The organism is Providencia rettgeri, assembly GCF_041075285.1.
GTDB lineage: Bacteria > Pseudomonadota > Gammaproteobacteria > Enterobacterales > Enterobacteriaceae > Providencia > Providencia rettgeri_G.
Genome location: NZ_CP163512.1, coordinates 3,495,294 through 3,521,567, shown reverse-complemented (window position 1 = coordinate 3,521,567; position 26,274 = coordinate 3,495,294). Strand labels below are relative to the sequence as shown.

Genomic DNA, 26,274 nt, shown 5'->3' with positions numbered 1-26,274 from the left:
GGTGCATATTCTGCACACTTTTGCAGAATGTTTATGGTAAGATAGCGCCAATTTTGGTAAGTGAATCAGATCGAATGTTATTGCTGCGGTTATATCAGGTACTTCTTTATCTTATCCAGCCATTTATATGGGTTCGCCTTTTACTGCGTAGCCGAAAAGCGCCTGCGTATCGTAAACGTTGGGGGGAACGCTATGGTTTTTGTGCGGGTAAAGTTAGCCCACAAGGCATTTTATTGCATTCAGTCTCTGTTGGCGAAACCCTCGCTGCTGTCCCTTTAGTGAGAGCTCTTCGCCATCACTATCCCTCCTTACCTATCACTGTTACAACAATGACGCCAACGGGTTCAGAGCGCGTATTATCTGCATTTGGTGATGATGTTGACCATGTTTACCTCCCGTATGATTTACCGGGGGCGATGCGCCGTTTTCTCAAGCAGGTTGACCCTAAACTTGTGATTATCATGGAAACTGAGCTTTGGCCTAACATGATAAATCAGCTACATAAGCGAAAAATCCCATTGGTTATCGCCAATGCACGATTATCAGAGCGCTCTGCGGCGGGGTATCAAAAATTAGGTAGTTTTGTGAAACGCATGTTGCGTAATGTCACGATGATTGCAGCACAACACCAAGAAGATGGCGAGCGTTTTGTTCAGTTGGGGTTAAGGCGCATGCAATTAAGTGTGACGGGAAGTTTAAAGTTTGATATTTCCGTGACTCCCGAATTGGCGGTACGCGCCATTACATTACGTCGCCAGTGGGCTGCTCATCGACCTGTATGGATTGCGACAAGCACACATGATGGTGAAGAAGCCATTGTTTTAGAAACACATCAAAAGTTATTAAAACGCTTTCCTGATTTACTGTTAATTTTAGTGCCACGCCATCCCGAGCGCTTTGCAAAAGCGCAAGAACTTACCCAAAAAGCAGGCTTAACGTATATTCGCCGTAGTGCTAACACGATCCCGACCGCAGATATCCAAGTAGTGATTGGCGATACGATGGGGGAGTTAATGCTGCTGTATGGAATTGCGGATATTGCCTTTGTTGGTGGAAGTTTAGTTGAAACGGGGGGCCATAACCCTCTGGAAGCGGCGGCTCATGCATTACCTGTTTTAATGGGCCCGCATACCTTTAATTTTAAAGATATTTGTGGCAAGTTAACGCAAGCAGATGGGCTGATCACTGTGACGGACAGTGAATCTATGGCACAAGCGGTGACGAGCTTACTTTCTGATGAAGATTACCGCTTATATTATGGTCGCCATGCTGCGGAAGTGTTGCATGAAAACCAAGGGGCTCTCCAACGTTTATTAACATTATTACAGCCCTATTTACCGCCAAAAGAACAATAATGATTAAGTGTGTCTTTTTGAGATTGGTTAACTTGAACATTACAGCAATGAAACACGAATATTTTCTCCCACATCTTAGTATTACATTTAAACTATAGTAGACTGCACCGTTTGTTATAGGGGTATTCTGCTGTGTTTTGTTAGTCACCAATAGAATACTTGGATTTTTTCCCTTATCTTTTAAGACGATATGCCAGCAATTAATCAATCAATTTCAAATAAATATGTTTATTTATGGATCATAGGCTATGCCATAGTTTGGATCTTAGCGAGTTTCTATTTTGACCCAACAGTGCCTTATGACACGGTGGAAGCTGTGAATTGGGGGATGAATGGTGAATGGGGCTCACCGAAAAATCCATGGTTTGTTGGCGTATTGATGTGGCCAGCTATCTATTTGGGGATTTCATATAGTTTTTATTGGTATTTGATCCATTTTGTTGGTATTGCATTTGGTTTGCTGGGCGTTTGGCAACTGGCTTATCGTTTAACGGGGCGTCGTGACCTTGCTTGGTTTGCGATGTTGATGCTGAATTTATCCGGTGTCATTAACTTTGATATTATTCCTTATAATGATAACTATATCTTAGTGACCTTATGGCCATGGGTGCTGTATTTCTTTTTGCGAGCCGTTGAAGATAACCCGGCTTGGTGGTTGCCTTTTGCTTTGTTTGCTGGGCTGGCAACCATGGGGAAATACTCGTCGTTAGCCTTAGTGGGTTCAGTTTTTTTACTGACCCTTTTTGTTAAACAAGTCCGTCAAAGCTATCGTTATCCTGTATTTTATTTGGCTATCGCACTGTGGTTTGCGTTAGTCCTACCTAATTTCTTTTGGTTGATGGCAACGGATTTTTCCGCCTTTAAATGGGTTGATTCTCAAATTGACCCAGGCTTTAATTTCCACACAACTCAAGCAGCATTAAGCGTTTTTTACCCGTTAGTGATTGCGACTATTATTGTTTATTGCAGCGGCGGAAAGTTAGGCTGGCCTAAGGCTCTGCCTAACCGCATGGCTAATTTTATTATTTTATTTCCCTTAGCCATAATATACGGCTGGTTCTCTTTCCATGATGGCGGGCGGATCACGGAATGGTTACAGCCGTTTATGGCCATTATGGCACCTTTGTTTGTTGGCTCAATAACGGTGATGCCCAGAAAACCATTTAAGAAATCATTGGTTGGTCTTGCGATTTTTGGTGGTTTAGTGGTGGCGGGGTATATCACCGTTCAGGCCGCGAATATTCGTGGCGCAGGGCAAAAGTTTATCGGTGTAAAAACCTTGATAGCGGAAGGGGAAGAGCGCTGGTACCAACGTTATGGTACGCCTGTTAAATATGTTGGTGGTGAAGATAATCAATATCAATGGTTTATTATTTATGGGAAAGATCGGCCACATGTGATCCAACCTTGGTCGATGGAAAAGCATATGCCGCCGAATGTGTATAACCGCGATATTACTGAAGGTGAAATTCGCCAGCATGGTGCACTGCTTCTAGGCAAAAAATACGATGATTGTGCCCATGAAAACTTCGCAAAAGTGCGTAAGTTTTGGCCACAATTTACTATCGAAAAAGAAGATGTGATTTACCGTTCGGAGCCCGATGCTGCACCTGAAACTATGTGCTTTGGTTTTATTGCGCCGCAGAAATAGAAAAATGCCTTGAAATTCAAGGCGTTTTCCCCATTAAGTTGACCAATGTAATTTTGTTACTTGATTATTCTTAGTAGTATGCCAAGGCGAGTTAAATAATTAACCTTTGAACCTTTATGGAATAATTTAAACACTTTGAACCATCGCATTCGGCCTAGATAATTTAGTTGAAAGAGAGAGGGTTTTTTACTGGCGCATGTAAGGAAAATACCTTGGTCATCATCAATAATGCCGGAAGCGAGAAATTCTTTTTGGGTTTCAACAACGAGTTTATATAACTCAACCCATTTATCGCTAGTTGCAAGTATTACCCCGCCAATAATATGGGGTTCATTATTTAAAACAGCATTCAAAACGGCTTTTCTATCTGATAAATCTAATATATTTTTAATAGTAAAAAAATGGACTTTATCATGCCGAAAAGGGTGATACCACGTTTTGATACCATATAATGTCTTATTATTTCGAATATATCCAAAATCAATCCATGAGATGAATTCACTATTTGAAAGTTTCATCTCAATGGCTTTGTTGACGAAAAAAGTTTTTAAATTGGTTACTAAGACATACTTACTAGACCAGTATTCAGGATTATTATGTAGTTCGGGGTTGATTAAGTTTTTAAAGGAATCGCTATTTTGAATTGTTGATATCTTTTTAAGCGTGAATTTGAATTTTTTATAGATATCAATGGTGACTATATGTGTCGGCTTCCCTTTTCTTAAAGATAAAATTTTATTTTTAAAATTTTCAGATGTAAAAACAATGAGTTCATTATCTAAACTAGCTAATCTACTAAAATAGTTAAAATAGGTTTCAGTTGTGCGATCAAATTTCTCAAAATCACTATTTTGGTTTTTCCAACTACCTCTTCCAATATCAAAAAATGCGGTCACAACTGTAATTGATTTATTCATAGTATTTTAGTTAATAAGGTATGGTTATGTGGCTACACAATGATACATAGTAAGATATAGTACTAAAGTATCATATTAATGCTCTTGAAGATCTCTAAAGGTTCAATTGACATCATTAGCTTATCCACAGACTTAATAGCATGCTGTTCCCGCCCATAGCCCCCAATCAACCCCGGATCGGTAGGGCCAAATAGCGTAAAATTAGGTTTATCCAATGCCGCAGTTAAGTGGCTAAGCCCAGTATCAACAGAAACAACCGCTTTGGCATTGGCAATTTGCTGTGCGACCTCGGCAAGAGTCAGTTTTGGTAATACCTCAACAAAATCAAACCCATTTGCTAGTCGTTTTGCACGTTGTTCCTCGTGTGGTGCGCCCCAAGGTAGCTTAATTTTTACACCACTCTCAGCCATTAACGCAATTAACTTGCGCCAATTTTCTTCCGGCCAGTGTTTATCATCACGGGTAGTTGAATGCAGAAAAACCACATAAGGGGGTTCATGATTGACCGATGGTTGCAAGAAATGCTGCGCAATGGCGTAATCCCCTTGCTGTGTCGGGCAGGTATAACCAAGGCTTTTGGCAAATAACTGGCGAATGCGTTCAACGGCATGCTGCTGCTTGCTAATTGAATAACGGTGATCGTAGAAAAAACTGGCTAGCGGCTCGCGAATACTATGGCGATCGTAACCATGTTTATCGCCGTGAGCCAAACGAGTCACGAGAAAAGCGCTTTTTAGTAACCCTTGAGCATCGATAATTGCATCATAGTGGGTTGCTTGCAACTTTTCGCGAAATGCCGCACGTTCGGCTCTGATCGGCGCAGAAAACCAGTTTTTCCGCCAACGACGGATAGCAACAGGGATCACTTGGTTGACCGAACTATGCCATGTGGGGATTTGCGCAAAGCCTTCTTCAACCACCCAATCAAATTGGATACCGGGGATAGCCTGCTGAGCATCGGTTAATGCAGGTAAAGAATGTAAAACATCGCCCATTGAGGATGTTTTGACTAATAATACTCGCATTATTCAATACCTATATTTAAACGTGCTAATGCGTCTAAAACCATTTTAGGTTGGATATCGATCAGACTTTGGTGGTAACCACTTTCGCCATCCCCTTTACGGACTTTATGATACCCCTCAATTAAGCGGATCACTTCTGCTTTATCAGATAACGGTGGCGTGAAATCTGGGCTACTTGGGCCATAAAGTGCCACCAACGGTTTATCTAATGCAGCCGCAACATGCATCAGCCCTGAGTCGTTACTGACAACAGCATGGCAGGCGTCAATCAAGTTAACGGCTTGTTCTAGTGAAGTTTCCCCTGCAAAATTATGGCAATATGCTTTGGCGTCATCGGTTAAACTTTGGCGAATCTCTTCCCCCGCAGGATGGTCTTTTTGCGAACCAAACAGTAAAACGCGATAGCCTTTTAAGCTGATCAACACCTCAGCGAGTGCCGCATAATGGTAGTGTGGCCAGCGTTTAGCGGGACCAAACTCGGCACCGGGGCAAAAACCAATAATCGGGCGAGAGTCATCAAGGCCAAAAATTTGCCGTGTTTCACTGACCTCTTGTGCAACAGTGACAAGTTTAGGTTTTAATATTGGTGATGGGATATCGTTAGCAGATTGAATAGCTTGCTTATCATAAGCAAGCGCAACATAACGTTGTACCATTAATGGAAACGCGTCTTTATTTAAAGGGCGAATATCATTGAGTAACCCATAACGCATTTCCCCGCGCCAGCCCGTTCTCTTGCCTATGTTTGCAAAAAACGGAACAAGTGCAGATTTGAACGAATTAGGTAAAACAATCGCCTGATCGTACCCATTTTCCCGCAAACTTATCCCTAATCGACGACGTTCACCGATTTCAAGGGCTCCATGGCCTAAAGGCATGGGGATAGCTTGATTAACTTCTGGCATTTTTGCGAGCAAAGGGCGGCACCACTGTGGTGCCATTACATCAATTTGCGCATGAGGATGCAGCGCCTTTATTGTGCGATAAAGGCTCTGTGACATCATCATATCCCCCACCCATGAGGGGCCAATCACCAATATTTTCATAAATACCAATTACGCGTCTTTATTGAGCCATTGCATGTATTCAGTGACACCTTCTGCAACCGTTTTAAATGGGGCAGTATAGCCAGCAGCACGTAATTTGGTGAGGTCAGCTTGTGTAAAGCTTTGGTAGCGACCTTTTAATTTTTCAGGGAATTCAATGTATTCGATAGCCACATTTTTATCTTTGTGAAAATCAGTCACGGCATCGGCAACCGCTTGGAAGGATTCTGCCCGTCCAGTCCCACAGTTGAAAATACCCGAAACGTTATGTTCCCAGAACCATAAATTAACCGCAGCAACATCACCAACATAAATAAAGTCACGGCGGAATGTATCACTGCCTTCAAACAATTTCGGGTTTTGCCCCTCATTAATTTGCTTATTTAAATGATAGGCCACGCTCGCCATACTGCCTTTATGTTCTTCATTTGGACCATAAACGTTGAAATAGCGGAAACCACAAATTTGTGATTCGGCTTCAGGTAGAATTTCACGGACATATTGGTCAAATTGGAATTTAGAGTAACCATAAACATTTAATGGTTTTTCGAACTCCCGTTCTTCAATAAAGTTATCGCTACGACCGCCATAAGTTGCCGCGGAAGAGGCGTATAAGAATGGAATTTCGCGCTCTAAACAGTAGTGTAATAACTCTTTAGAATACTGATAGTTATTATCCATCATATATTTGCCATCCCACTCAGTTGTGGATGAACATGCACCTTCATGGAATACGGCATCGACATCACCAAAGTCATCGCCAGAAAGAATGCTAACAAGAAAATCTTCTTTATCCGCGTAATCCGCAATATCAAGGTCAACCAGGTTGGCAAATTTAGTGCCATCTTTCAGATTGTCCACGACTAGGATATCTGTGCGGCCCATTGCGTTTAGGGCTTTAACGATATTGCTGCCGATAAAACCAGCTCCGCCAGTGACTATGATCATGGGGTATACCTCAAATGGGTTAGTAAAATAGAAAAATCATTGGTGACTATAATAACATCTCTTTGGCGAGACGGTAGTATTGATAGCAGAGAATTGAACTAAGCAGAGGAATTCGCGCAAGACAATTATCGTGATCTTGCCAGCAAACTTAACTTTTTTGTGCTGAGAATATCGTCACTTCTAGAGACTATTATTAAACTCTATGAATAGCCACTCGATAGGAATTACAGCATGTCAGACAGATTTTATCAGCAAATCCGTGAACAACTCACCCAGATTGACGCTGACGGGTTATTTAAGCACGAACGCATTATCACAAGCTCTCAAGATGCAGACATCGAAATTACAGGTGGTAAGCGCGTCATTAACTTTTGTGCCAATAACTACCTTGGGTTAGCAAATCATCCGGCGCTAATTGACGCGGCAAAGCAGGGAATGGATAGCCACGGTTTTGGGATGGCTTCAGTGCGGTTTATTTGTGGAACACAAGATAGCCATAAGGTATTGGAAAATAAGCTAGCCACATTTCTAGGGATGGAAGATGCTATCTTATATTCATCTTGTTTTGACGCGAACGGCGGTCTATTTGAAACCTTATTAGGACCGGAAGATGCCATTATTTCCGATGCATTAAATCATGCTTCAATTATTGATGGTGTGCGGCTAAGTAAAGCCAAGCGCTACCGTTACAGTAATAACAATATGGTGGAGCTAAAAGAACGCTTAGAAGAAGCCAAAGCAGCGGGGGCTCGTCATATTCTTATTGCTACAGATGGCGTTTTTTCTATGGATGGCGTGATTGCCGACTTACAATCTATCTGTGATCTCGCGGATGAATACCAAGCGTTAGTGATGGTTGATGATTCCCATGCGGTGGGTTTTGTGGGAGAAAATGGTCGCGGTAGCCACGAATACTGTAATGTCATGGGGCGCGTCGATATTATCACGGGCACATTAGGTAAAGCGCTAGGAGGGGCTTCGGGTGGTTATACCGCAGCCAAAAAAGAGGTGGTTGAGTGGTTACGCCAGCGCTCTCGTCCCTATTTATTCTCTAACTCCCTTGCTCCCGCCATTGTTGCCGCTTCCATCAAAGTGATTGATATGATGAGTGAAGGGCAAGCTTTGCGCGAAAAATTATGGCGTAACGCAGTGTTATTTAGAGAGAAAATGACCGCCGCAGGCTTCAGTCTGGCTGGTGCTGATCACGCCATCATCCCTGTCATGCTAGGGGATGCAAAGCTTGCGCAAACTTTTGCCAAAGCGCTACTTGACGAAGGCATTTATGTCACTGGCTTTTTCTACCCAGTGGTTCCCCAAGGGCAGGCGCGTATTCGCACGCAAATGTCTGCGGCACATAGTGAAGAGGATATTTTACACGCTGTTGATGCATTCACCCGTATTGGTAAAAAATTAGGGGTTATTGGCTGTTAATGGCTTTATTCGAGTTAAGCGTGTTTTTCGCAAAGGGAGAGCCCTGCTGTCGAGTAATCTTGGCAAGGGGCTTTCAACGTAGAAAAATACGCTTAATCGAACCCGAAGGGCTATTTTGCGGTGGCACTAAAATTGTTTAGTGCTTCAAAGCAAAGGCTCTAAAAATAACCAATGCCATTTTTTGCCTCAATTTAAGCAGTGAAAATCATCAGCAAAGGTCAACATCCCTTCAATATAATCAAATAAAAGGTCTTTTATGAAAGCACTGTCCAAACTGAAAGCTGAACCAGGTATATGGATGACGGACGTTCCGAAACCGGAACTCGGACACAATGATGTGATGATCAAAATTCGTAAAACCGCTATTTGTGGTACGGATGTACATATCTATAACTGGGATGAATGGTCGCAAAAAACTATTCCTGTCCCGATGGTTGTCGGTCATGAGTATATAGGGGAAATTGTTGCGATTGGGCAGGAAGTTAAAGGTTTTAATATTGGTGACCGAGTGTCAGGGGAAGGGCATATTACCTGTGGTCACTGCCGTAATTGCCGTGGTGGTCGTACCCACCTTTGTCGCAACACGATAGGTGTGGGAGTCAACCGCGCAGGGTGTTTTGCCGAATATTTGGTGATCCCCGCTTTCAACGCATTTAAGATCCCAGACAATATCCCAGATGAAATTGCAGCTATTTTTGACCCCTTTGGTAACGCCGTACACACTGCACTTTCTTTTGATCTCGTGGGTGAGGATGTGTTGGTTTCAGGTGCAGGGCCAATTGGGATTATGGCAGCAGCGGTATGTCGCCATGTGGGGGCTCGCCATGTTGTTATTACTGATGTGAATGACTATCGCCTTGAATTAGCGAAAAAAATGGGTGTTTCACGGGCAGTAAATGTTAGCCGTGAAAACCTAAAAGAGGTAATGAACGAGCTAGGCATGAAAGAAGGCTTTGATGTGGCGTTAGAAGTGTCAGGGGCACCTGCCGCTTTTCAAACCATGTTAGATACCATGAACCACGGTGGGCGCATTGCGCTATTAGGGATCCCGCCTGCCTCAATGGCGACAGATTGGAGCCAAGTAATATTTAAGGGGTTGTTTATTAAAGGCATCTATGGTCGCGAGATGTTTGAAACTTGGTACAAAATGGCAACGTTAATCCAATCAGGGTTAGATTTATCCCCTATCATTACCCACCAATTTTCCATTGATGACTTCCAAAAAGGCTTTGATGTCATGCGGTCAGGCCAAGCAGGAAAAGTCATTTTAAACTGGGATTAATGGACTAATCATCCCCTTCTGAGAGGGTATCTTCAGAAGGGGGCAACTCGCTATCTAGTGCTCTGTATTAACGAGCATAGTTTTTTATTGTTTTTTTTCTAAAAGCAGCGGTTGTAATGTTTTGTCTTGGTATATATTTTCGACGATAAACATCATCAATTCGATGCCTTGCCGTTTCGCTTCTGGTACGTCGACCTCACACATACCTAACGGCTCAACAACAGCTTTATCTTCGGGTTTATTCTCGATAGCGTCAATTGGTTCGGATGTTTGGGGTTGCCCATCGTTCGAGTACTCTACTTTAGCTTGAGCCGTTTTTTTCTGCGCCTCTTCAGACAGCATTCTGAGTGATTTCGCTGGTTGTTTTGCTGCGTCTTGTGGATTGACTAATGTGCTCACGGCAACGAGCTCAATATCACTAGGCAGTTGGGGCAAGTATTTTTGTAAAGCTCGGACGGTGGAGGGGTGTGGATGACCAATGGCGACCGCACTACCGTGTTTACGTGCATACGCTACGGCTTTATTGAGCTGGATACGAGTTTCTTCTTCTGATTGGTGATTATCAATAAAAATATGGCGGCGTAATGTTGGCACGCCAAATTCTTTCGCAGCATTCCCTGCCTGTGTATTGCCGATAGTGACACTATCAAGGAAAAATAAATTCGATTGCGCTAGGCTCTGCATCACATTACGCATGCCAGACAAGCTGGAGGTCATTTCGCTCCCCATATGATTATTCATCCCTTTTGCATGAGGCACTCGAGCAATCGCATTTTTGATTATACGGTCAACTTCTGCCGTGCTCATGGATGGTGTTAATGTGTCCTTTTCTAAAGGTTGTTTACTTAACGGCTTCATCGGCATGTGGATCAGGATATCACGCCCCTGCTGATAAGCTTTTTCTGCGATTTCACGGCCATGGGGAGAGCTCGGTAATATCGCTATAGTGATTGCGGGAGAAAGGGCTAAAATTTGGTTGTCTTCTTTAGCGCGATAGCCAAAATCATCAATCACTATCGCCAGCTTTGCTGCGCTCACCTGTAGACTCATCAGTAACAGAGGTAAACTAATGAATAGTCTAAAGGGCAAGCGCTTTAACATAATGTCATCCTAATCGTTTGATGTTAAGTTTACGGGGTTATCTTCCTAACCATGGGCGAGGGTTAACGGTTTTGCCTTGTCTGCGGATCTCAAAGTACAAGGCGGGGCGTTCTTGACCACCACTGCTACCGACTAGCGCAATTGGTTGGCCCGCACGAACTTCTTGGCCTACATTGACTAAGGCACTTTGGTTATAGCCATACAGGCTCATATCGCCTTTACCGTGTTCAACTACAACAACCAGCCCATAGCCTTGTAACCAGTCTGCAAGCAAAACACGTCCATCTGCAATGGCTTTGACTTGGGTGCCTTCATTTGCCGCGATCACCATACCTTTCCAACGTAGCTCGCTGGAAATAACATCGCCATAATTGTGCAGCAGTGGACCTCGAACGGGCCACATGGCTTGACCTGCCGGGCGGCCTAAACCACCGGTTCGGGACATAAGTGATCGCTCACTTTCAGATGGCTTATAAGTTGAACCTTTCTGTTTTGCTTGGCGTTCTTTTTCAGCAACTTGAGCACGAATTCGTGCTGCTTCTTTGGCTTCGCGTTCTGCTCTGGCTTTGGCCTCACGTTCTGCACGAGCAATTTTGTCACGCAATCTCGCTTCGTTTTGTTTTAAAACGGCAAGGTTTTTTTGATCCTCTTTTAACGTACTTTCGAGGGCGGCCAGTGTTTTTTGTCGTGAAGCTTGAATATTGTCTAATTTACGTTTCTCTTGCTGCTGGCGAGTCAGGGTACTTTTCTGTTCAGCTTGTTTTTTCTGCTCTAATTGTTTTTGTTGTTGCAGCGTTTTGGTGGTTTCTTCCAATGCAACAATGGTTTTTTCACGGGCTTGATTTAAATAGCTATAGTAAGCCAAAATTCGCTCTTCCCGCTGACCTTCTTCTCCTTTAAACATCAATGTTAACCCTTGGTGTTTACCTAAACGAAAAGCGGCATCAAGTTGATCTGCGAGTAATTTTTCTTGTTGTTGTTTCTTACTTTGTAGCTGTTTGATATGACTATTTAACGAGGTAATTTCTTTTTCTAATTGTTTTAATTGATTTTGAGTTTCGTGCAAGCTGCGCCCCGCAGCCGAAATGCTTTGTTCTTGCTGTTTAAGCTGCTCAAGTAAATTTGAGCGTTTGGCTTGTTGCTCTTTAACGCTTTTTTCTTTTTCAGCAATACTTTTGAGTAAGTCGTGTAATTGCCCTTTATTTTCAGTGATCTGGTTTGCAAGCGCGGTGTGCGTAGGGGCGATGGCAAGCAGCCCTAAACTAAGTAGGGCGGATGTAATAGCCTGACGAATAAAGGGCACTTTCATTCGATATTGTGTATTGGCCATTGTGATAGATCACCTCAATTAAATGCAATAACTGATTATTTCATCTGCAAGTGACGGTTTCCAGCACTCTCTAACAAATAGTATTGAAAACATTTACAAATTCGGATTTTTGCCCTGCAATGAATGCTAATTAAGTCAAATAATATAGTTTTATTATCACTGATTTATTTTGTATAGCTAGTTTTGAACCGTTTTTTATTACTGAGCGCCTATTTAATCTACAGGTTAGCCCCGTTTAGCCCTGTTTGTGTTAAAATATTTGCGTACAGCTTCGAGAAAGGAATTTTCTTTTTCAGTAAAATGGTATTAATTTTGCGTGCTTTACTGCAAAAAAAACACGGTAGTTTGCGCGAATTGGCTGTAATTAGCTCAACACACAGGTATACTCTGAACCCTTTGATATTTGTTTTTAACTAACGGGAGTGATTGCCCCCCATGATCCAAGAAATCATGCAATTTGTAAGCCGGAACATGTTATTGAGTCTGGTGTGGATAGCGCTATTAGTTGCTGTGGTCGTTATGACCTTTAAAAGCCTCTTTTCTAAAACGAAAGTGATTGCTCGTGCACAAGCGATTACACTGATTAATAAAGAAGAGGCGGTCATTGTGGATCTGCGTTCTCGTGACGATTTCCGTAAAGGCCATATCATTGATTCTATTAACTTAACACCGTCTGAAATTAAAGATAATAATTTAGGTGAACTGGAAAAACACAAACAGAAACCGGTGATTGTCGTTTCTGCAAGTGGCATGGAATCAAACAAACCCGCTGAGCACTTAGTGCAGCACGGTTTTGAAAAAGTCTTTGTCCTGAAAGAAGGGATTGCTGGCTGGGCAGGTGAAAACCTTCCTCTAGCTCGTGGTAAGAAGTAATTATCCGGCATATTATTGCACCCAAGTCATAAACATTATTGGCTTGGGTTGCATTAAAGCAGCGAACAGCTCTGTAGTTCGAAGAATAATAGGGTTTCCCTTAAATTATTTGGGCTACAGGTAGGCAGCAAGTTAAGATATCCAAGGAGCATACATCAGTATGTGACTTGGGTAGCGCAACGCAGCGAACAGCTCTGTAGTTCGAAGAATAATAGGGTTTCCCTTAAATTATTTGGGCTACAGGTAGGCAGCAAGTTAAGATATCCAAGGAGCATACATCAGTATGTGACTTGGGTAGCGCAACGCAGCGAACAGCTCTGTAGTTCGAAGAATAATAGGGTTTCCCTTAAATTATTTGGGCTACAGGTAGGCAGCAAGTTAAGATATCCAAGGAGCATACATCAGTATGTGACTTGGGTAGCGCAACGCAGCGAACAGCTCTGTAGTTCGAAGAATAATAGGGTTTCCCTTAAATTATTTGGGCTACAGGTAGGCAGCAAGTTAAGATATCCAAGGAGCATACATCAGTATGTGACTTGGGTAGCGCAACGCAGCGAACACCCCTGTAGCTCAAAGAATAACAGGGAAAATTCATATGGAAGTTAAAGGTACATAAACATGTCAGAACAAAACAACTCAGAAATGGTCTTTCAAATTCAACGCATCTACGCAAAAGACGTTTCTTTTGAAGCACCGAACGCACCACACATCTTTCAACAAGAGTGGCAGCCAGAGATTAAATTAGACTTAGACACCTCTTCAAGCCAGCTGTCAGAAGGCGTTTATGAGGTTGTTTTACGTGTGACGACGACGGCCACCTTAGGTGAAGAGACTGCATTCCTGTGTGAAGTTCAACAAGCAGGTGTTTTCTCTATCGAAGGGATCGATGGCACACAAATGGCACATTGCTTAGGTGCATACTGCCCGAACATTCTGTTCCCTTATGCGCGTGAAGCAATTACGAGTTTAGTGGGCCGCGGTACATTCCCACAATTGAATTTAGCGCCAGTTAACTTTGATGCTCTGTTCATGAACTACTTACAGCAGCAACAAGGCGAACAAGCGCAGAACTCAGAGGTTCAATAGGACGCTTAATGAATACTGCTTCAATGTCAGTGATCGGTGCCGGTTCATACGGCACCGCTTTAGCCATTACGCTTGCTCGTAATGCACACCAAGTCGTGTTGTGGGGTCATGACCCAAAACACATTCATCAATTAGAACAAGATCGTAGCAATCAGGCATTTTTGCCTGGCGTTTCTTTCCCTGATAGTTTATCTCTCGAAACGGACTTAAAACGTGCCGTTGAAGCGAGTCCCAATATCTTGATAGTCGTACCGAGCCATGTTTTTGGCGATGTACTCAAACAAATCCAACCTTACTTGCGTGCTGATTCACGTATTATTTGGGCAACCAAAGGCTTAGAAAGGGATACAGGGCGTTTGTTACAAGAAGTGGCGCGTGAGGTATTAGGTAACGAAATTCCTCTGGCAGTATTATCTGGGCCAACGTTCGCCAAAGAATTAGCGGCAGGTTTACCGACAGCGATTTCCGTCGCTGCGAGTGATAGCCAATTTGGTGATGATCTGCAAAAGTTGTTTCACTGTGGTAAAAGCTTTCGGGTTTACAAAAACCCCGATATGGTCGGTGTGCAGCTTGGCGGTGCAGTGAAAAACGTCATTGCGATTGGTGCTGGGATCTCTGATGGGATGGGGTTTGGGGCAAACGCGCGTACCGCGTTGATTACCCGTGGTTTAGCGGAAATGAGCCGTCTTGGTGTCGCGCTCGGTGCAGATCCTTCAACCTTTATGGGGATGGCAGGGCTAGGTGACTTAGTGTTAACCTGTACCGATAACCAATCCCGTAACCGTCGCTTTGGTATGATGTTAGGCGATGGCGTGACGGTGGAAGAAGCAGAAAAAGAGATTGGTCAAGTCGTTGAAGGGTATCGAAATACCAAAGAAGTCCGTGCACTTGCTGAACGTGCTGGGGTTGAAATGCCAATCACTGAGCAAATTTATCAGATCCTCTATCGCCATAAAAACGTGTTGGAGGCGGCGCAGGCCCTATTAGGTCGTGCGACAAAAGATGAAATTGCCGATATGCCCAAACTGCATGATTAATAAAAATTAGCCTAATTAAGTTACATAATAGGGTAAACATAAAAACAGATAGGTGAGTCATTATGTCGCGTGAAGAATTGGATAGAATTTGGGGCTTCATTAAAGAAGAAGCGAAGTCGCTTGCTGACTGCGAACCACTCCTAGCCAGTTTTTTTAACGCGACATTATTAAAGCATGATAATTTGGGTAGTGCGCTCAGCTATATGTTGGCAAATAAACTCAGCTCACCGATTATGCCTGCTCTTGAAGTTCGCGAAATCGTTGAAGAGGCGTATCGCAATGATGAGAGTATGATTTTCTCCGCCGCCATGGATTTATCCGCTGTGCGCCTGCGAGACCCTGCTGTTGATAAATATTCCACGCCATTACTGTACCTGAAAGGCTTTCATGCACTGCAAGCTTACCGAATTGGCAACTGGTTGTGGAAAGAAGGCCGTCAAGCCCTTGCGGTTTATCTGCAAAATCAAATCTCTGTTTCATTTGGGGTGGATATTCACCCAGCGGCCCGTATTGGTTGTGGCATTATGCTTGACCACGCAACGGGGATCGTGATTGGGGAAACTGCCATTGTTGAAAACGATGTGTCTATTCTGCAATCCGTTACACTCGGCGGTACTGGCAAAACCTGTGGTGATCGCCACCCGAAAGTCAGAGAAGGGGTAATGATAGGGGCTGGTGCCAAAATCTTAGGCAATATTGAAATTGGTCGCGGTGCCAAAATTGGTGCCGGTTCGGTTGTTCTTCACCCTGTACCTCCTCACACAACGGTGGCGGGGGTTCCTGCTCGCATTGTTGGCAAACCAACCAGTGATAAGCCATCCTTGGAAATGGATCAAAACTTTAATGGCAGTATTTGGGGTTTTGAAGATGGGGATGGGATTTGAGTTGTGGGATCCTTGCTCTATTTATGTAATTTTAGCTGTTGGATTGCTTTTTCTTGATTTGCTACAGTCTTATGCTTCATTGATACTAGTCTGATACGGGATTGTAATCCTTTTTCGTATGATTCAGTGTAATTATTTTTTGTATAAAAAAACACCAAAAATTTGCGTTGATCTGAATAGAGTTATACAATGTTTATACATTCGGTAATGGGTATGCTCAAAATAAGTATGAGGTAAGTGAAATGAGTGTTTCTATAAAAAAGTGGGGTAATAGTCAAGGTATTGTCATACCATCAGCTATATTGAAGCAATTAGGTATTGATATTGGGCAGCAGCTTGATCTTACCGTTAATAACGGTAATTTGGTACTTTCTCCAAAAAAGAAGATGAGAATGTTTTCTGAATCATATCTGCTTGAAAATATGAATGAATATAATAGTCATGCAGATGAACTAGCTCAAGTTAGCGATATGGAAATTGGTGAATGAGTAAAAGTTATATCCCAAGGCGAAATGATATTATCTGGCTAGATTTTGAGCCAACGAAAGGAAAAGAAATAGGAAAATATCGACCTGCACTCATTTTATCCAGTGTGGAATATAATAAAAAATCAGGTTTGGTTATTTGTTGTCCTATTAGCACAAGTATTAGAGGACATATTACAGAGGTTGCTATAAATAACCTAGATACTCCGTGTGTTGCTGCGGCAAACCTTATTCAAACACTATCTTGGAAAGATAGAAGTATGAAGTTTGGGGTAGTTGCTGATGAGGGTGTTCTTGATGATGTACTCGCAAGGTTGATTCCATTAATTGGTGGAGAGCATTTTTTTATTGAGTAAAACTAAAGGAACTCAAACTGAGCTCCTTTTATAGTCTAGTCCTTCAGTAGAGCCCCTGCATACCCCAATTGCCTCCATGCCTCAAACACCACAACAGCAACAGAGTTCGATAAATTCATACTACGACTATCGGCTAGCATAGGAATACGAATTTTCTGCTCCATTGGCATATTATCCAGCACATAAGGCGGTAGCCCGCGCGTTTCAGGGCCAAACATCAAGTAGTCATTTTCTTGGTAGCTGACATTACTGTGGCTTGGTTTACCTTTGGTGGTTAAGGCAAACACGCGAGCACCACTTTCCGACTGGTTATTATCAGGATTTAGCCCTTCACTAGTTAAAAAAGCATAATAATCATGATGATGTTTGATATCGGCAAACTCACTGTAATCCAGCCCGGCGCGGCGTAGGCGCTTATCATCCCACGTAAACCCAAGAGGGTGGATCAGATGCAAGCTAAAACCCGTGTTAGCACAAAGGCGAATAATATTCCCCGTATTTGGTGGTATTTCAGGTTCGAATAAAACAATGTGTGGCATAACGTTTGACTGATATTTTTGATGATAAAAAATGATGGAAAGAGTGTACGCGCAAATCACATTATTTTCATGTGGAACTTTGATTTTCGCGGCAAAAACAAAAAACGAGCCACAGGGGCTCGTTTTCATTACTGCTAATTAACGTTAGCTTTTATAACCGTTCGGGTTCATGGATTGCCAGCGCCAAACGTCATCTGCCATATCTTGAATGGAGTATTTTGCCGTCCAACCTAAATCACGTTGTGCTTTAGCGGGCGTTGACCAATATTCCGCGATATCACCAGGACGGCGCTCAGAAATAGTATAAGGTATTGGCTTACCGACTGCTTTTTCAAAGGCAGCGACCACTTCCAAAACACTTGTTCCTGTCCCTGTTCCAAGGTTATAGATATGCAGACCTGCTTGTTGACTAACCTTATTGAGCGCGGCAATATGGCCATCAGCTAAATCCATTACATGAATATAATCACGCACACCCGTACCATCTTTAGTTGGGTAATCGCCACCAAATACGGCGAGCTCCTTACGGCGACCTACCGCGACTTGGGCAATAAATGGGGTAAGGTTATTTGGGATACCATTTGGGTCTTCACCCATCAGGCCTGAATTGTGAGCACCAACGGGGTTAAAATAGCGCAGTAATGAAATGGACCATTCGTTATCTGCGATATTTAAGTCAGTTAGAATACGTTCAACCATATATTTGCTGGTACCATATGGGCTATTGGTATTACCGACCGCAGCCTCTTCCGTTAATGGAATATGCTCCGGCTCACCATACACAGTGGCCGATGAGCTAAAAATCAGGCTTTTAACACCCGCTTTTTTCATGCTTTCCACTAACACTAATGTACCATTAACATTAACGTCATAGTATTCAATCGGTTTTTCGACGGATTCCCCTACTGCTTTAAGGCCAGCAAAGTGGATCACCGAATGAATTTGGTGATTGGCAAAAATGCTGTCTAACGCTTGGCGATCACGCACATCACCTTGGTAAAACACGGGTTTTATACCGGTAATGGCTTCAATACGGTTAAGCACTTCAAGGTTAGCATTATGCAGGTTATCTAAAATAATCGGCTGCATGCCTTGCTGGATCATTTGCACACAGGTATGGCTACCAATATAGCCGAGGCCGCCAGTGACTAAGACTTGGTGATTCATCAATTCTATCCCTGTGTTTTAATATTCGTAGTGATAATTATAATCGTCGGATCTGGCATCAATACCGTTGAGTATTACACCCGTGATATCGATATCATTTTGCTTAAAGCGTTTTAGTGATAAATCCACATCTTTCACGGTATTCACGCCGTAGAAGGCGATCAGCAGTGAGGTACCCACATATTTACCAATAATCGCCGAGTCAGTAATGGCTAAGATTGGTGCGGTATCAATCACCACGATATCGTATTGGTTTTTCACTTTATCCAGTAATTGTTTAAAGCGCTCACCCATTAGTAGCTCCGAGGAGTGGGTAACATTTTTACCACGGCAAATTACATCGAGGTTTTCAATCACATTGGCATGAATGGTTGGAGCCTCTAAACTTTGTTGTGAAAGATATTCCGATAACCCACCTTTATTATTTAAACCAAAGGCTTTATGTAAACGGCCTTTGCGTAAGTCGGTATCGATTAATAACACTTTTTTCCCTGCGTTAGCCAGTACCACCGCCATATTGGAGGTCACAAAGCTTTTCCCCACCCCCGGTGAGGCACTGGTGACCATCACTAGGTTATTCCCTTGGTTCATCACCGAGAAATACACACTGGTACGCAGTGAACGGATGGCTTCAACAGCAGTATCGGCAGGGTTTTCTAAGGCTAATGGGTTTTTATTCCCTGCTTCAATCAGTTTTTTCTCATAGGTAGAGAATGGGATAGTGGCATACACATTCACACCCAGCGCATCGATATCTTCGGTGCTTTTAATTTTGTTATTAAAGAACTCACGGGCAATCACATAAGCACAACCGACAATAAAACCAAGGATGGTGGCAAGAGCAACAATCAGCGATTTTTTTGGGGCAACAGCTTTAGGTTGGGATTCAGCAGAGTCGATAATCCGCACATCCGCGGTAATCCCTGAATTCAAGACACTGAGTTCCTGCTGTTTTGAAACGAGTTGGGTATAAATCGCCTGCTCTGCTGCGACATCGCGGGTTAAACGCACGATCTCTTGCTGGGTATTCGGCAGTTTTTGAATATTTTTACTGATTTTCTCTTTTTCTCGCAACAACTGCTGGCGTTTATCTAATAACGATTGATAAGCGGGGTGGTTACGGGTGTATAATTGCTGAATTTCCACCTCTTTAAAGGTGAGTTCATTCAGTTTTTCTTCCACCTGTAAAGCGGTGTCTAATGCCGCTTTGGCTTCTAAAGAGAGGTCAATAGACTCATTCTTTTTACGGAACGCATTAAGCTGGTTTTCGTAGTTATCCAGTTTTGCTTTAATAGTTGGCAAGTAATCATTTAAGAACACTAAGGTATTATTCGTAACCTCTTTTTTACGCTCAGTATTTTGGTCAACATAGTTTTGGATAATGCTATTGAGAATTTTGACATTTTCCGCTTTATCAGCACCCTTTATCGCTAAGTTGATAATGCCAGTGCCTTTACCGATTTCACCAATGGTTAGGTCATTACGTAGATCTTCAATGGACGAGTAGCGGGCGTTTTTGACTAGGGCAAATTCCTCCCCCGCTTTCGCGGATGAACGGGCAACCAGTAAATTTATTTCACCTTGCTTAAGCACTTCGCCCACGTTACCACCAAAGACCTGACCGTCAATATTCAGTGAGTATGTGTTGTCGCTAGTAAATGTTAAGGTTGCTGGTTCACCCACTAAATGGTCAGGCAGTTGATAGACAGTGATAGCTAAAGGTGCGGTTTCACCGAACAGCTTACTGATAAAGCCTGCTGGCGCAACGAGGGTATCAAGGTTTAAATCGGCCACGGTTTTACCTAATACCATGCGCGATTTGATCACTTCAATTTCAGAGTCCACTTGGTTATTACTATTACCAAATGGCAACACATCACTCATTTGGTCAAGTAATGAGACTTGCCCTAGCTTATCGTATTGCAGTGTGGCATTGGCTTGGTATATCGGCGTTGCTAGCAGGCTATACGTTACCGCAATTGCCGCAAAAATTACGGTAAAAAACCCAATTTTAATAGAGTTGGATTTCAAAACTTTAAACAGGGCGAGCAGATCGATTTCATCTGCAGCAGGGGAGTTATTTTTTGTTGTGTTCATAATAGGTTAAATGTTAAGTCATCCAATAAAATTAAATTTTGCCTTGCCAAGCAATCGCAGCTTTTTCCATTAACTGATAAACATGTTCAAACATTTCATCACTGCGTTTATGGGGGTCGGGGATTTCGGTTTTATTAATCCACTGACCAAATAACATCACTTTTCCACGGGTTTCAGGGAACTGCTGGTGGATTTTAGCAATATGGTCGTTTTCCATCACGAGGATTAAATCGGCTTTATGGCATATTTCGCCGGTTAACCGCCGTGATTGGTGGCCGTCAAGAGAAAGCTGATGCTGTTTGGCAATACGGATAGCGCTGTCATAGGCAGGGATACCATCTTTCGCAATAATTCCTGCTGAGTCAATTTTTTTTGTCGGGAAATAGTGTTGCAATAACCGCTCCCCCGTCGGAGAGCGGCAGATATTTCCCATACAAACAACGAGAATATGATTAAACATGTCGATTACCAATCGTGAATGCGTTTGGTGCCTTCTGTTAGCTGGTTATAAGATGCAATAGTTGGCAATAATTGGGTGATCAGGCGGTTCCAACGCACCACAGGTGCCGCAGTGACATACACTAAATCATAAGGTTGCAGTTTAAACTCGGTTCCCATCACCAGCGATGTGGCATCGGATAAATCTAGCTGATATACCGCCGCCATTTTTTTCGGCAGTAACGCTTCAAGTTCTTTGTCTTGTGCTGGCTGGTTTTTAATTGGGCGAATAACAAACACGCCAGTTGCATTGGCGGTTGTTTGGTCAATCCCACTGGCTTTACTTAATGCTTCAGTAATACTCATCCCTGCACGGTCGATAGTCAATGTGGTTGGTTGACCCACTTCACCCATTACAAATACTTTTTGACCGTCATTGCGCGGTACATATAGCACATCACCCGGTAGCATTAGGTAGTTTTGGGTTAAATCCCCATACTGTACTAAGTCCTGTAATGACACTTTAATTTCTTTGCCATTGCGGGTAAGCACCACATTATCCCAATCCGCTTTTTCCGTTAAGCCACCGGCATTATTAAAGGCTTCTAAGATAGTGAGGGGGACGTTAGTGATAGGTAACGTACCGGGTTTAGCCACTTCACCCGACACATACATTTTTTGTGAACGGAAGGCAGCAATACTGACATCCACTTGTGGGGACTCAATATAGGTGGCTAAGCGGTTGCTAATTAACGTACGGATTTCGGTGACGGTTTTACCGATGACTTTCACTTTACCAATATACGGATAATAGATAGTACCATCTGCATGTACCCAGTTACCGGAATCCTGTGCACTACGGTAAGAACCCGCAGGGATAGTCAGTTCAGGGTGATCCCAAACCGTAATGGTTAATACATCACCTGCACCCACGCGGTACTCATAGTTTATCAATTGTTTTTCTAACTGAGGATTGGGTTTGGCGATAGTCGGTGCGGTGTACATTTCATCCAATAATTTGGGCGAAATTGGGTAGATATCAACCAGTTTGGTAATATCTCGATCACCAGTATCAACTACATTTTTTCCTGAAGTTGACATATAGGCACCGGGGGTGACGGTACAACCAGTAAGTGTTAAAACAAATAATAAAGTAATGAAGTAACTCTTCATATGATAGCTCTCATTTTTTATGCTATGGATATACCAGATAGATTTTTAATTTATAAAATTTTTAAAAGAAGGTTATTAATATTTAATTAAAATATAGTATATTAAAGCAAATCTAGATTCATAAAAAGTTTTTCCCATTTATTGATGATAGTATCAAGTTTGAAATCATTTGAACGAATAATAGATTTTTTTGAATAATCATATCTTAATTTATCATTTATCATTAAGCTTTTTAGAGCTAAAGCGAATTTATCTATATTACCATTTTCAACTAACACCCCAACTTCACCATTTAAAAGAATATCTTTTGGTCCTGTTGGGCAGTCAAAGGAAATACATGGTAATCCACTATTCATAGCTTCAACTAAAACCATTCCAAAGCCTTCAAAACGAGATGAAAATGTGAAAATTGAGTGTTTATTATAGATTTCAGATATGTTACTTACAACGCCATGCAAAAAAATTTCATTATCAAGACTATATTTTTTAATTAGATATTGAAGATGATCTTTTTCTCCGCCTTGTCCATAAATATTCAAAGTCCAACCACTTCTAGTTTTTTTATCTATTTGAGAATAGGCATTTATTAGCAAATCAAACCCTTTTTGTTTTTCTAAACGACCTACTGCAATTATATTTTTACTATCTATATTGGCTTTAATCTTAGTTTCAAAGCTAAGAGGATTTTCAATTTTATAAACATGGGGATGTTTATTGTCATAAAATAATTTATCTTGTTCGGTTAAAGTAACAATAGCATTATAGAATTTATAAATAAAATTTCGAAATATTCTAAGAGGCTTATTGTAGTAAAGAGCATGAACGTGCTCGATTACAATAAAGCGAGACTTTGAGAATAAACAGGTGGGAAAAGCTAAAACTGCCATAGGAAAACTATTAACTATAGTATAGTTTTTAACTGTTTTATTAAGTTTTTGATTAAGTTTTTTAAATGATAATAGATGTTTGAAAAGCCTTAAAACACTACCAGGTCGACCAGTATAACTATCTTCATTTATATAGCTTACGGTGACATTTTCATTTAAAAAATAATTTATATTATCATTGGTTTTATATAACGAAATGATTTCTACTTCGTAACCAATATCGATAAATCCATTGGCTAATAAGGAATTAACTCGCTCTATACCACCAACACAAGATATATCAGCAATCAAAAATACTATTTTTTTTCTATTTTTCACAGCTCTTAACCCCTGATCTATATTGTATAATGTGTTTGTAGATACCATTAAAAACATAATAAGTTATACAATATATTTTTTTTGACAGCCGTATTGGTTGTTCATTTATTACTAACCATTGCCTTAATAATTCTTTTCTTTTATTACCTGAAAGGCTATTAGTATCACAATTATAAAATGAATCTGTTCCATTATAATTGAGCGCACATAGCTTTTTGTCTTTAGCTAATAAAGTTAACCATAGCCTGTAGTCTTCTTTATAGTTTTCGGGAAATCGATAGTTACCTAATAATTCGTGCTTAATCATAACTGTGAGGCAACCTATATCGCATTTTTTAATTAAATCATGATAATAAATTTTATTATTAGCTTCAAACCGGCCCGTAACAAGAGAATTATTTACAATAAAATAATTACCATATGTAAAAAAACTATTATGCTTTTCCATAAAGGATAATTGGTTGCTCAGTTTAGTATCACCCCAGTAATCATCACTATCTAAAAATGCTATATACTTTCCACTGGAACAATCTAAGCATGAATTTCTAGCGCCAGCTGCACCTTTATTATATTTATTATTTATTAGTTTTATTCTTTCGTCAGTAAATGACTTGATTATACTTTTTGTTGAGTCTGTAGATGAATCATCACATATAATTAGCTCAAGATTAGAATGAGATTGTGAAAGCACAGAGTTAATAGCTCTAGATATGGTTGCTTCAGAATTAAAACAAGGCATGACTACGCTAACTTTATTATTCATAAATTACCTGTCAAAAATACTAACATAAGGATTGATACCTAACCCTGAATTATTTATTGAGAGATTAGTAAAAATAGTTCTTTCATAATAAATACCAAAAGATAGTAGTAATCCTATAATAATTATAATTCTATTTGTTTTCAATTTAAAGCTTTCTAATAATAGAGGCAACGTTATATATGGAAGGAACATAAATGTATCAGCTACTCTATTAAAAATATAAATCTTTGTAGATGCAACATTAGCGATTATAGAACCTACACAGAACAACAATATGATATTGTTTTCTTTATTATTTCTCACGAAAATCATAGCTAACATAGGAATTAATATTTTTATGACGACACCAAGTCCAGAACCTATTTCAGCTGATGTGTTAAATTTACTTTCTGCATAATAACCATATTTAGTTGATGCTAATACTGAATTATTTAAAACATCTATAAGAACCTCAGATTTATATATGATTATTGAAGCAGATATAGTAATTATAATTAATAAATTCTTAGGTATGCTCACTCTTTTTAAAAAATAAAATGGAATCAATATTAATATTGATGTGTGAAATAATGCACCTGCTATAATAAATATGATAAATCTAAAATCATTACCTTTAATTATTTGTGCGGTTGCTAATCCAGCAAAGCTGATCGCAATGGCTTGTCTGACTAAAGAATATGAAGGTAAATAAAACGTACATATTGCGATAAAGGTGGCTGTTAACAAAAAATTTTTATTAAGTGACGCAATTAAATTAAAGTATATAATAAATGATGAAATTACAAATATAAATTGAGGATCTAGTTCTAATAATGATACACCTATATTAATGAAATAATAACCAATTTCAGTGTTTATATAACCTGTTTTAGCGTTCTCAAAGATACCTAAGTAGCTAAAGTAATCTGTACCTATACCATACCGTATAGATGCAGGTACCCATAAAATTAAAAATAGTAATATTAATAAAAATTTGCTTATTAATTTTGAGTTTATTTTTTTATATAGAATGGATAAGGCTATAGATGAAAATAAGATTGAATTATAAATAACGTATGTTTCAAGCATTTTAGTTTACGTCATTCTCAAAGGTGGATTTTTCAGGTAATATTTTATTGAAAGAATTAATTAGTTTGTTTTTTACACTCTCAAAATCCTCTACATTTGCATCATTTATAATTAGTATGCTCTTATTTTGATCCTCAATTAACTTACAGATATATTTAATATCATCTCTACCTAAATCAAGGTATTTTGAGTTTTTTGTAACATTAGTTGCTTCAAATAAGCCATTAGATAGTTGCCAATATCTTATAAGATATTGACTTATATTATTATCTTCTCTAAATTTAGATTTGCATGTCTTGTGTAGGATGTCGTATTCTAATTTCCACAATTCAATATATGTATTCTTATTGAATGGAACAGGTAGATGAGTATCTTTAAAACCTATCAATTCCGGCCAAGGCATTAATAGTAAGGTTCGTAGTAGGTCAGTACCATATTTTAAGTTTAGTATTTTTTTCCAGTGTTTTTTCATTATCTCTTTTTTTGTATGGTATTTTTTATGACATCAAGATTGTTCATTACTATATGTGAAATTCCCCCAGATATAATAGGATTGAAAATCAAGCAGTCTTTAGGTAATTTATTTTTTAAGTTAAAAAAATAATTATTTTCTAATTTATTTATAATAAAAAAATCATCATTAAAATAAATGAAATTCTCACTTAACCCTTCAATTCTGTGTAGATTAAGTTCGATTGTATGTGAGTTAAATGTTGGGAGGTATTCCTTAGGTATGAAATCACTATGCCTGACAAAATTAATTTTTTCATTATTAATATTTAACCAGTTTGGAAGGTGACCACATGTTACAAAGTGGACTTTACGTACCCATGGGGTGTATTTTTCTATCCCTCGGAACCAATATTTCAGTAATTCAAAATCTCGAAATCGAATCTCACTAGTATCACCATTAATATACTTATTAGAATATTTTTTATATTCATTTTGCCATTCAGGGTCATTACCATCAACCCAAATTAAAACTATATCTAGATCTAGAGTCAAAAGTTAGTCCTT

26 protein-coding genes are annotated in these 26,274 nt (G+C 40.5%); 10 read left to right on the top strand and 16 right to left on the bottom strand.

What is annotated here, in order from left to right; genetic code table 11:
- Positions 1-74: 74 nt before the first annotated feature.
- Both waaA and AB6N04_RS16205 read left to right on the top strand, forming a co-directional pair.
- Complete coding sequence (gene waaA / locus AB6N04_RS16210) at positions 75-1,355, top strand: lipid IV(A) 3-deoxy-D-manno-octulosonic acid transferase (RefSeq protein ID WP_369309257.1); 1,281 nt, start codon at positions 75-77, stop codon at positions 1,353-1,355.
- A gap of 190 nt (positions 1,356-1,545) precedes the next feature.
- The gene (locus AB6N04_RS16205) at positions 1,546-3,006 is read left to right on the top strand and encodes an ArnT family glycosyltransferase (protein WP_369309256.1); all 1,461 of its coding nucleotides are present in this window, start codon (positions 1,546-1,548) and stop codon (positions 3,004-3,006) included.
- 56 nt (positions 3,007-3,062) lie between these two features.
- Here the strand turns inward: AB6N04_RS16205 and AB6N04_RS16200 are convergent, their stop codons facing one another.
- The 4 genes from AB6N04_RS16200 to rfaD all read right to left on the bottom strand — a co-directional run bounded on the left by AB6N04_RS16200 (position 3,063) and on the right by rfaD (position 6,942).
- Positions 3,063-3,923 (bottom strand): WlaTC/HtrL family glycosyltransferase, encoded by an 861-nt coding sequence (locus tag AB6N04_RS16200; RefSeq protein WP_369309255.1) that lies wholly within the window; start codon positions 3,921-3,923, stop codon positions 3,063-3,065.
- 62 nt (positions 3,924-3,985) lie between these two features.
- Positions 3,986-4,948, bottom strand: coding sequence for a lipopolysaccharide heptosyltransferase RfaC (rfaC, locus tag AB6N04_RS16195; RefSeq protein ID WP_369309254.1), 963 nt, complete (start codon positions 4,946-4,948; stop codon positions 3,986-3,988).
- A complete protein-coding gene (gene rfaF / locus AB6N04_RS16190; protein WP_369309253.1) occupies positions 4,948-5,994 on the bottom strand; it encodes an ADP-heptose--LPS heptosyltransferase RfaF in 1,047 nt (348 codons plus the stop codon). The genes rfaC and rfaF overlap by 1 nt, the downstream gene beginning before the upstream one ends.
- A gap of 9 nt (positions 5,995-6,003) precedes the next feature.
- A complete protein-coding gene (rfaD, locus tag AB6N04_RS16185; RefSeq protein ID WP_369309252.1) occupies positions 6,004-6,942 on the bottom strand; it encodes an ADP-glyceromanno-heptose 6-epimerase in 939 nt (312 codons plus the stop codon).
- Between the two features lie 231 nt (positions 6,943-7,173).
- Between rfaD and AB6N04_RS16180 the strand changes: the two genes are divergently transcribed.
- Both AB6N04_RS16180 and tdh read left to right on the top strand, forming a co-directional pair.
- Positions 7,174-8,373 carry a glycine C-acetyltransferase gene (locus AB6N04_RS16180; RefSeq protein WP_369309251.1) on the top strand — a complete coding sequence of 400 codons (1,200 nt, stop codon included), beginning with the start codon at positions 7,174-7,176 and terminating at the stop codon, positions 8,371-8,373.
- 256 nt (positions 8,374-8,629) lie between these two features.
- On the top strand, positions 8,630-9,655 hold the full coding sequence (gene tdh / locus AB6N04_RS16175) for an L-threonine 3-dehydrogenase (RefSeq protein WP_369309250.1): 1,026 nt from the start codon (positions 8,630-8,632) through the stop codon (positions 9,653-9,655).
- Between the two features lie 84 nt (positions 9,656-9,739).
- Here the strand turns inward: tdh and AB6N04_RS16170 are convergent, their stop codons facing one another.
- Entirely contained in the window at positions 9,740-10,756 is a 1,017-nt protein-coding gene (locus tag AB6N04_RS16170) for a divergent polysaccharide deacetylase family protein (protein ID WP_369309249.1), read from the bottom strand.
- A 37-nt stretch (positions 10,757-10,793) separates the two neighbouring features.
- Positions 10,794-12,086, bottom strand: a complete 1,293-nt coding sequence (gene envC / locus AB6N04_RS16165) for a murein hydrolase activator EnvC (protein ID WP_369309248.1) — start codon at positions 12,084-12,086, stop codon at positions 10,794-10,796.
- Positions 12,087-12,521: 435 nt separating this feature from the next.
- Between envC and AB6N04_RS16160 the strand changes: the two genes are divergently transcribed.
- From AB6N04_RS16160 to AB6N04_RS16135, 6 genes are all read left to right on the top strand, one after another.
- Positions 12,522-12,959: a rhodanese-like domain-containing protein gene (locus AB6N04_RS16160; RefSeq protein ID WP_369309247.1), complete on the top strand. Its 438-nt coding sequence runs from the start codon at positions 12,522-12,524 to the stop codon at positions 12,957-12,959.
- 618 nt (positions 12,960-13,577) lie between these two features.
- Positions 13,578-14,045 (top strand): protein-export chaperone SecB, encoded by a 468-nt coding sequence (gene secB, locus AB6N04_RS16155; RefSeq protein WP_369309246.1) that lies wholly within the window; start codon positions 13,578-13,580, stop codon positions 14,043-14,045.
- Between the two features lie 8 nt (positions 14,046-14,053).
- Positions 14,054-15,082, top strand: a complete 1,029-nt coding sequence (gene gpsA / locus AB6N04_RS16150) for an NAD(P)H-dependent glycerol-3-phosphate dehydrogenase (protein WP_369309245.1) — start codon at positions 14,054-14,056, stop codon at positions 15,080-15,082.
- A gap of 62 nt (positions 15,083-15,144) precedes the next feature.
- Positions 15,145-15,966: a serine O-acetyltransferase gene (gene cysE / locus AB6N04_RS16145; RefSeq protein ID WP_369309244.1), complete on the top strand. Its 822-nt coding sequence runs from the start codon at positions 15,145-15,147 to the stop codon at positions 15,964-15,966.
- 242 nt (positions 15,967-16,208) lie between these two features.
- Positions 16,209-16,454, top strand: coding sequence for an AbrB/MazE/SpoVT family DNA-binding domain-containing protein (locus AB6N04_RS16140; RefSeq protein WP_369309243.1), 246 nt, complete (start codon positions 16,209-16,211; stop codon positions 16,452-16,454).
- Positions 16,451-16,807 carry a type II toxin-antitoxin system PemK/MazF family toxin gene (locus tag AB6N04_RS16135; protein WP_369309242.1) on the top strand — a complete coding sequence of 119 codons (357 nt, stop codon included), beginning with the start codon at positions 16,451-16,453 and terminating at the stop codon, positions 16,805-16,807. Before AB6N04_RS16140 ends, AB6N04_RS16135 begins: the two co-directional genes overlap by 4 nt.
- 35 nt (positions 16,808-16,842) lie before the next feature.
- Here the strand turns inward: AB6N04_RS16135 and trmL are convergent, their stop codons facing one another.
- The 10 genes from trmL to AB6N04_RS16085 form a co-directional block, all read right to left on the bottom strand.
- Entirely contained in the window at positions 16,843-17,346 is a 504-nt protein-coding gene (trmL, locus tag AB6N04_RS16130; RefSeq protein ID WP_369309241.1) for a tRNA (uridine(34)/cytosine(34)/5-carboxymethylaminomethyluridine(34)-2'-O)-methyltransferase TrmL, read from the bottom strand.
- A gap of 144 nt (positions 17,347-17,490) precedes the next feature.
- Positions 17,491-18,513: a UDP-glucose 4-epimerase GalE gene (galE, locus tag AB6N04_RS16125; RefSeq protein WP_369309240.1), complete on the bottom strand. Its 1,023-nt coding sequence runs from the start codon at positions 18,511-18,513 to the stop codon at positions 17,491-17,493.
- A gap of 18 nt (positions 18,514-18,531) precedes the next feature.
- On the bottom strand, positions 18,532-20,610 hold the full coding sequence (locus AB6N04_RS16120) for a polysaccharide biosynthesis tyrosine autokinase (protein WP_369309239.1): 2,079 nt from the start codon (positions 20,608-20,610) through the stop codon (positions 18,532-18,534).
- Positions 20,611-20,641: 31 nt separating this feature from the next.
- Entirely contained in the window at positions 20,642-21,070 is a 429-nt protein-coding gene (locus AB6N04_RS16115; RefSeq protein WP_369309238.1) for a protein tyrosine phosphatase, read from the bottom strand.
- A gap of 5 nt (positions 21,071-21,075) precedes the next feature.
- A complete protein-coding gene (locus AB6N04_RS16110) occupies positions 21,076-22,221 on the bottom strand; it encodes a polysaccharide export protein (protein ID WP_369309237.1) in 1,146 nt (381 codons plus the stop codon).
- Between the two features lie 101 nt (positions 22,222-22,322).
- Positions 22,323-23,426, bottom strand: coding sequence for a glycosyltransferase family 4 protein (locus AB6N04_RS16105; protein ID WP_369309236.1), 1,104 nt, complete (start codon positions 23,424-23,426; stop codon positions 22,323-22,325).
- Positions 23,416-24,189 (bottom strand): glycosyltransferase family 2 protein, encoded by a 774-nt coding sequence (locus tag AB6N04_RS16100; RefSeq protein ID WP_369309235.1) that lies wholly within the window; start codon positions 24,187-24,189, stop codon positions 23,416-23,418. Before AB6N04_RS16100 ends, AB6N04_RS16105 begins: the two co-directional genes overlap by 11 nt.
- 3 nt (positions 24,190-24,192) lie before the next feature.
- The gene (locus tag AB6N04_RS16095) at positions 24,193-25,257 is read right to left on the bottom strand and encodes an EpsG family protein (RefSeq protein ID WP_369309234.1); all 1,065 of its coding nucleotides are present in this window, start codon (positions 25,255-25,257) and stop codon (positions 24,193-24,195) included.
- A 1-nt stretch (position 25,258) separates the two neighbouring features.
- Entirely contained in the window at positions 25,259-25,729 is a 471-nt protein-coding gene (locus AB6N04_RS16090) for a hypothetical protein (RefSeq protein WP_369309233.1), read from the bottom strand.
- The gene (locus tag AB6N04_RS16085; protein WP_369309232.1) at positions 25,729-26,262 is read right to left on the bottom strand and encodes a stealth family protein; all 534 of its coding nucleotides are present in this window, start codon (positions 26,260-26,262) and stop codon (positions 25,729-25,731) included. Before AB6N04_RS16085 ends, AB6N04_RS16090 begins: the two co-directional genes overlap by 1 nt.
- Between the last annotated feature and the right edge of the window lie 12 nt (positions 26,263-26,274).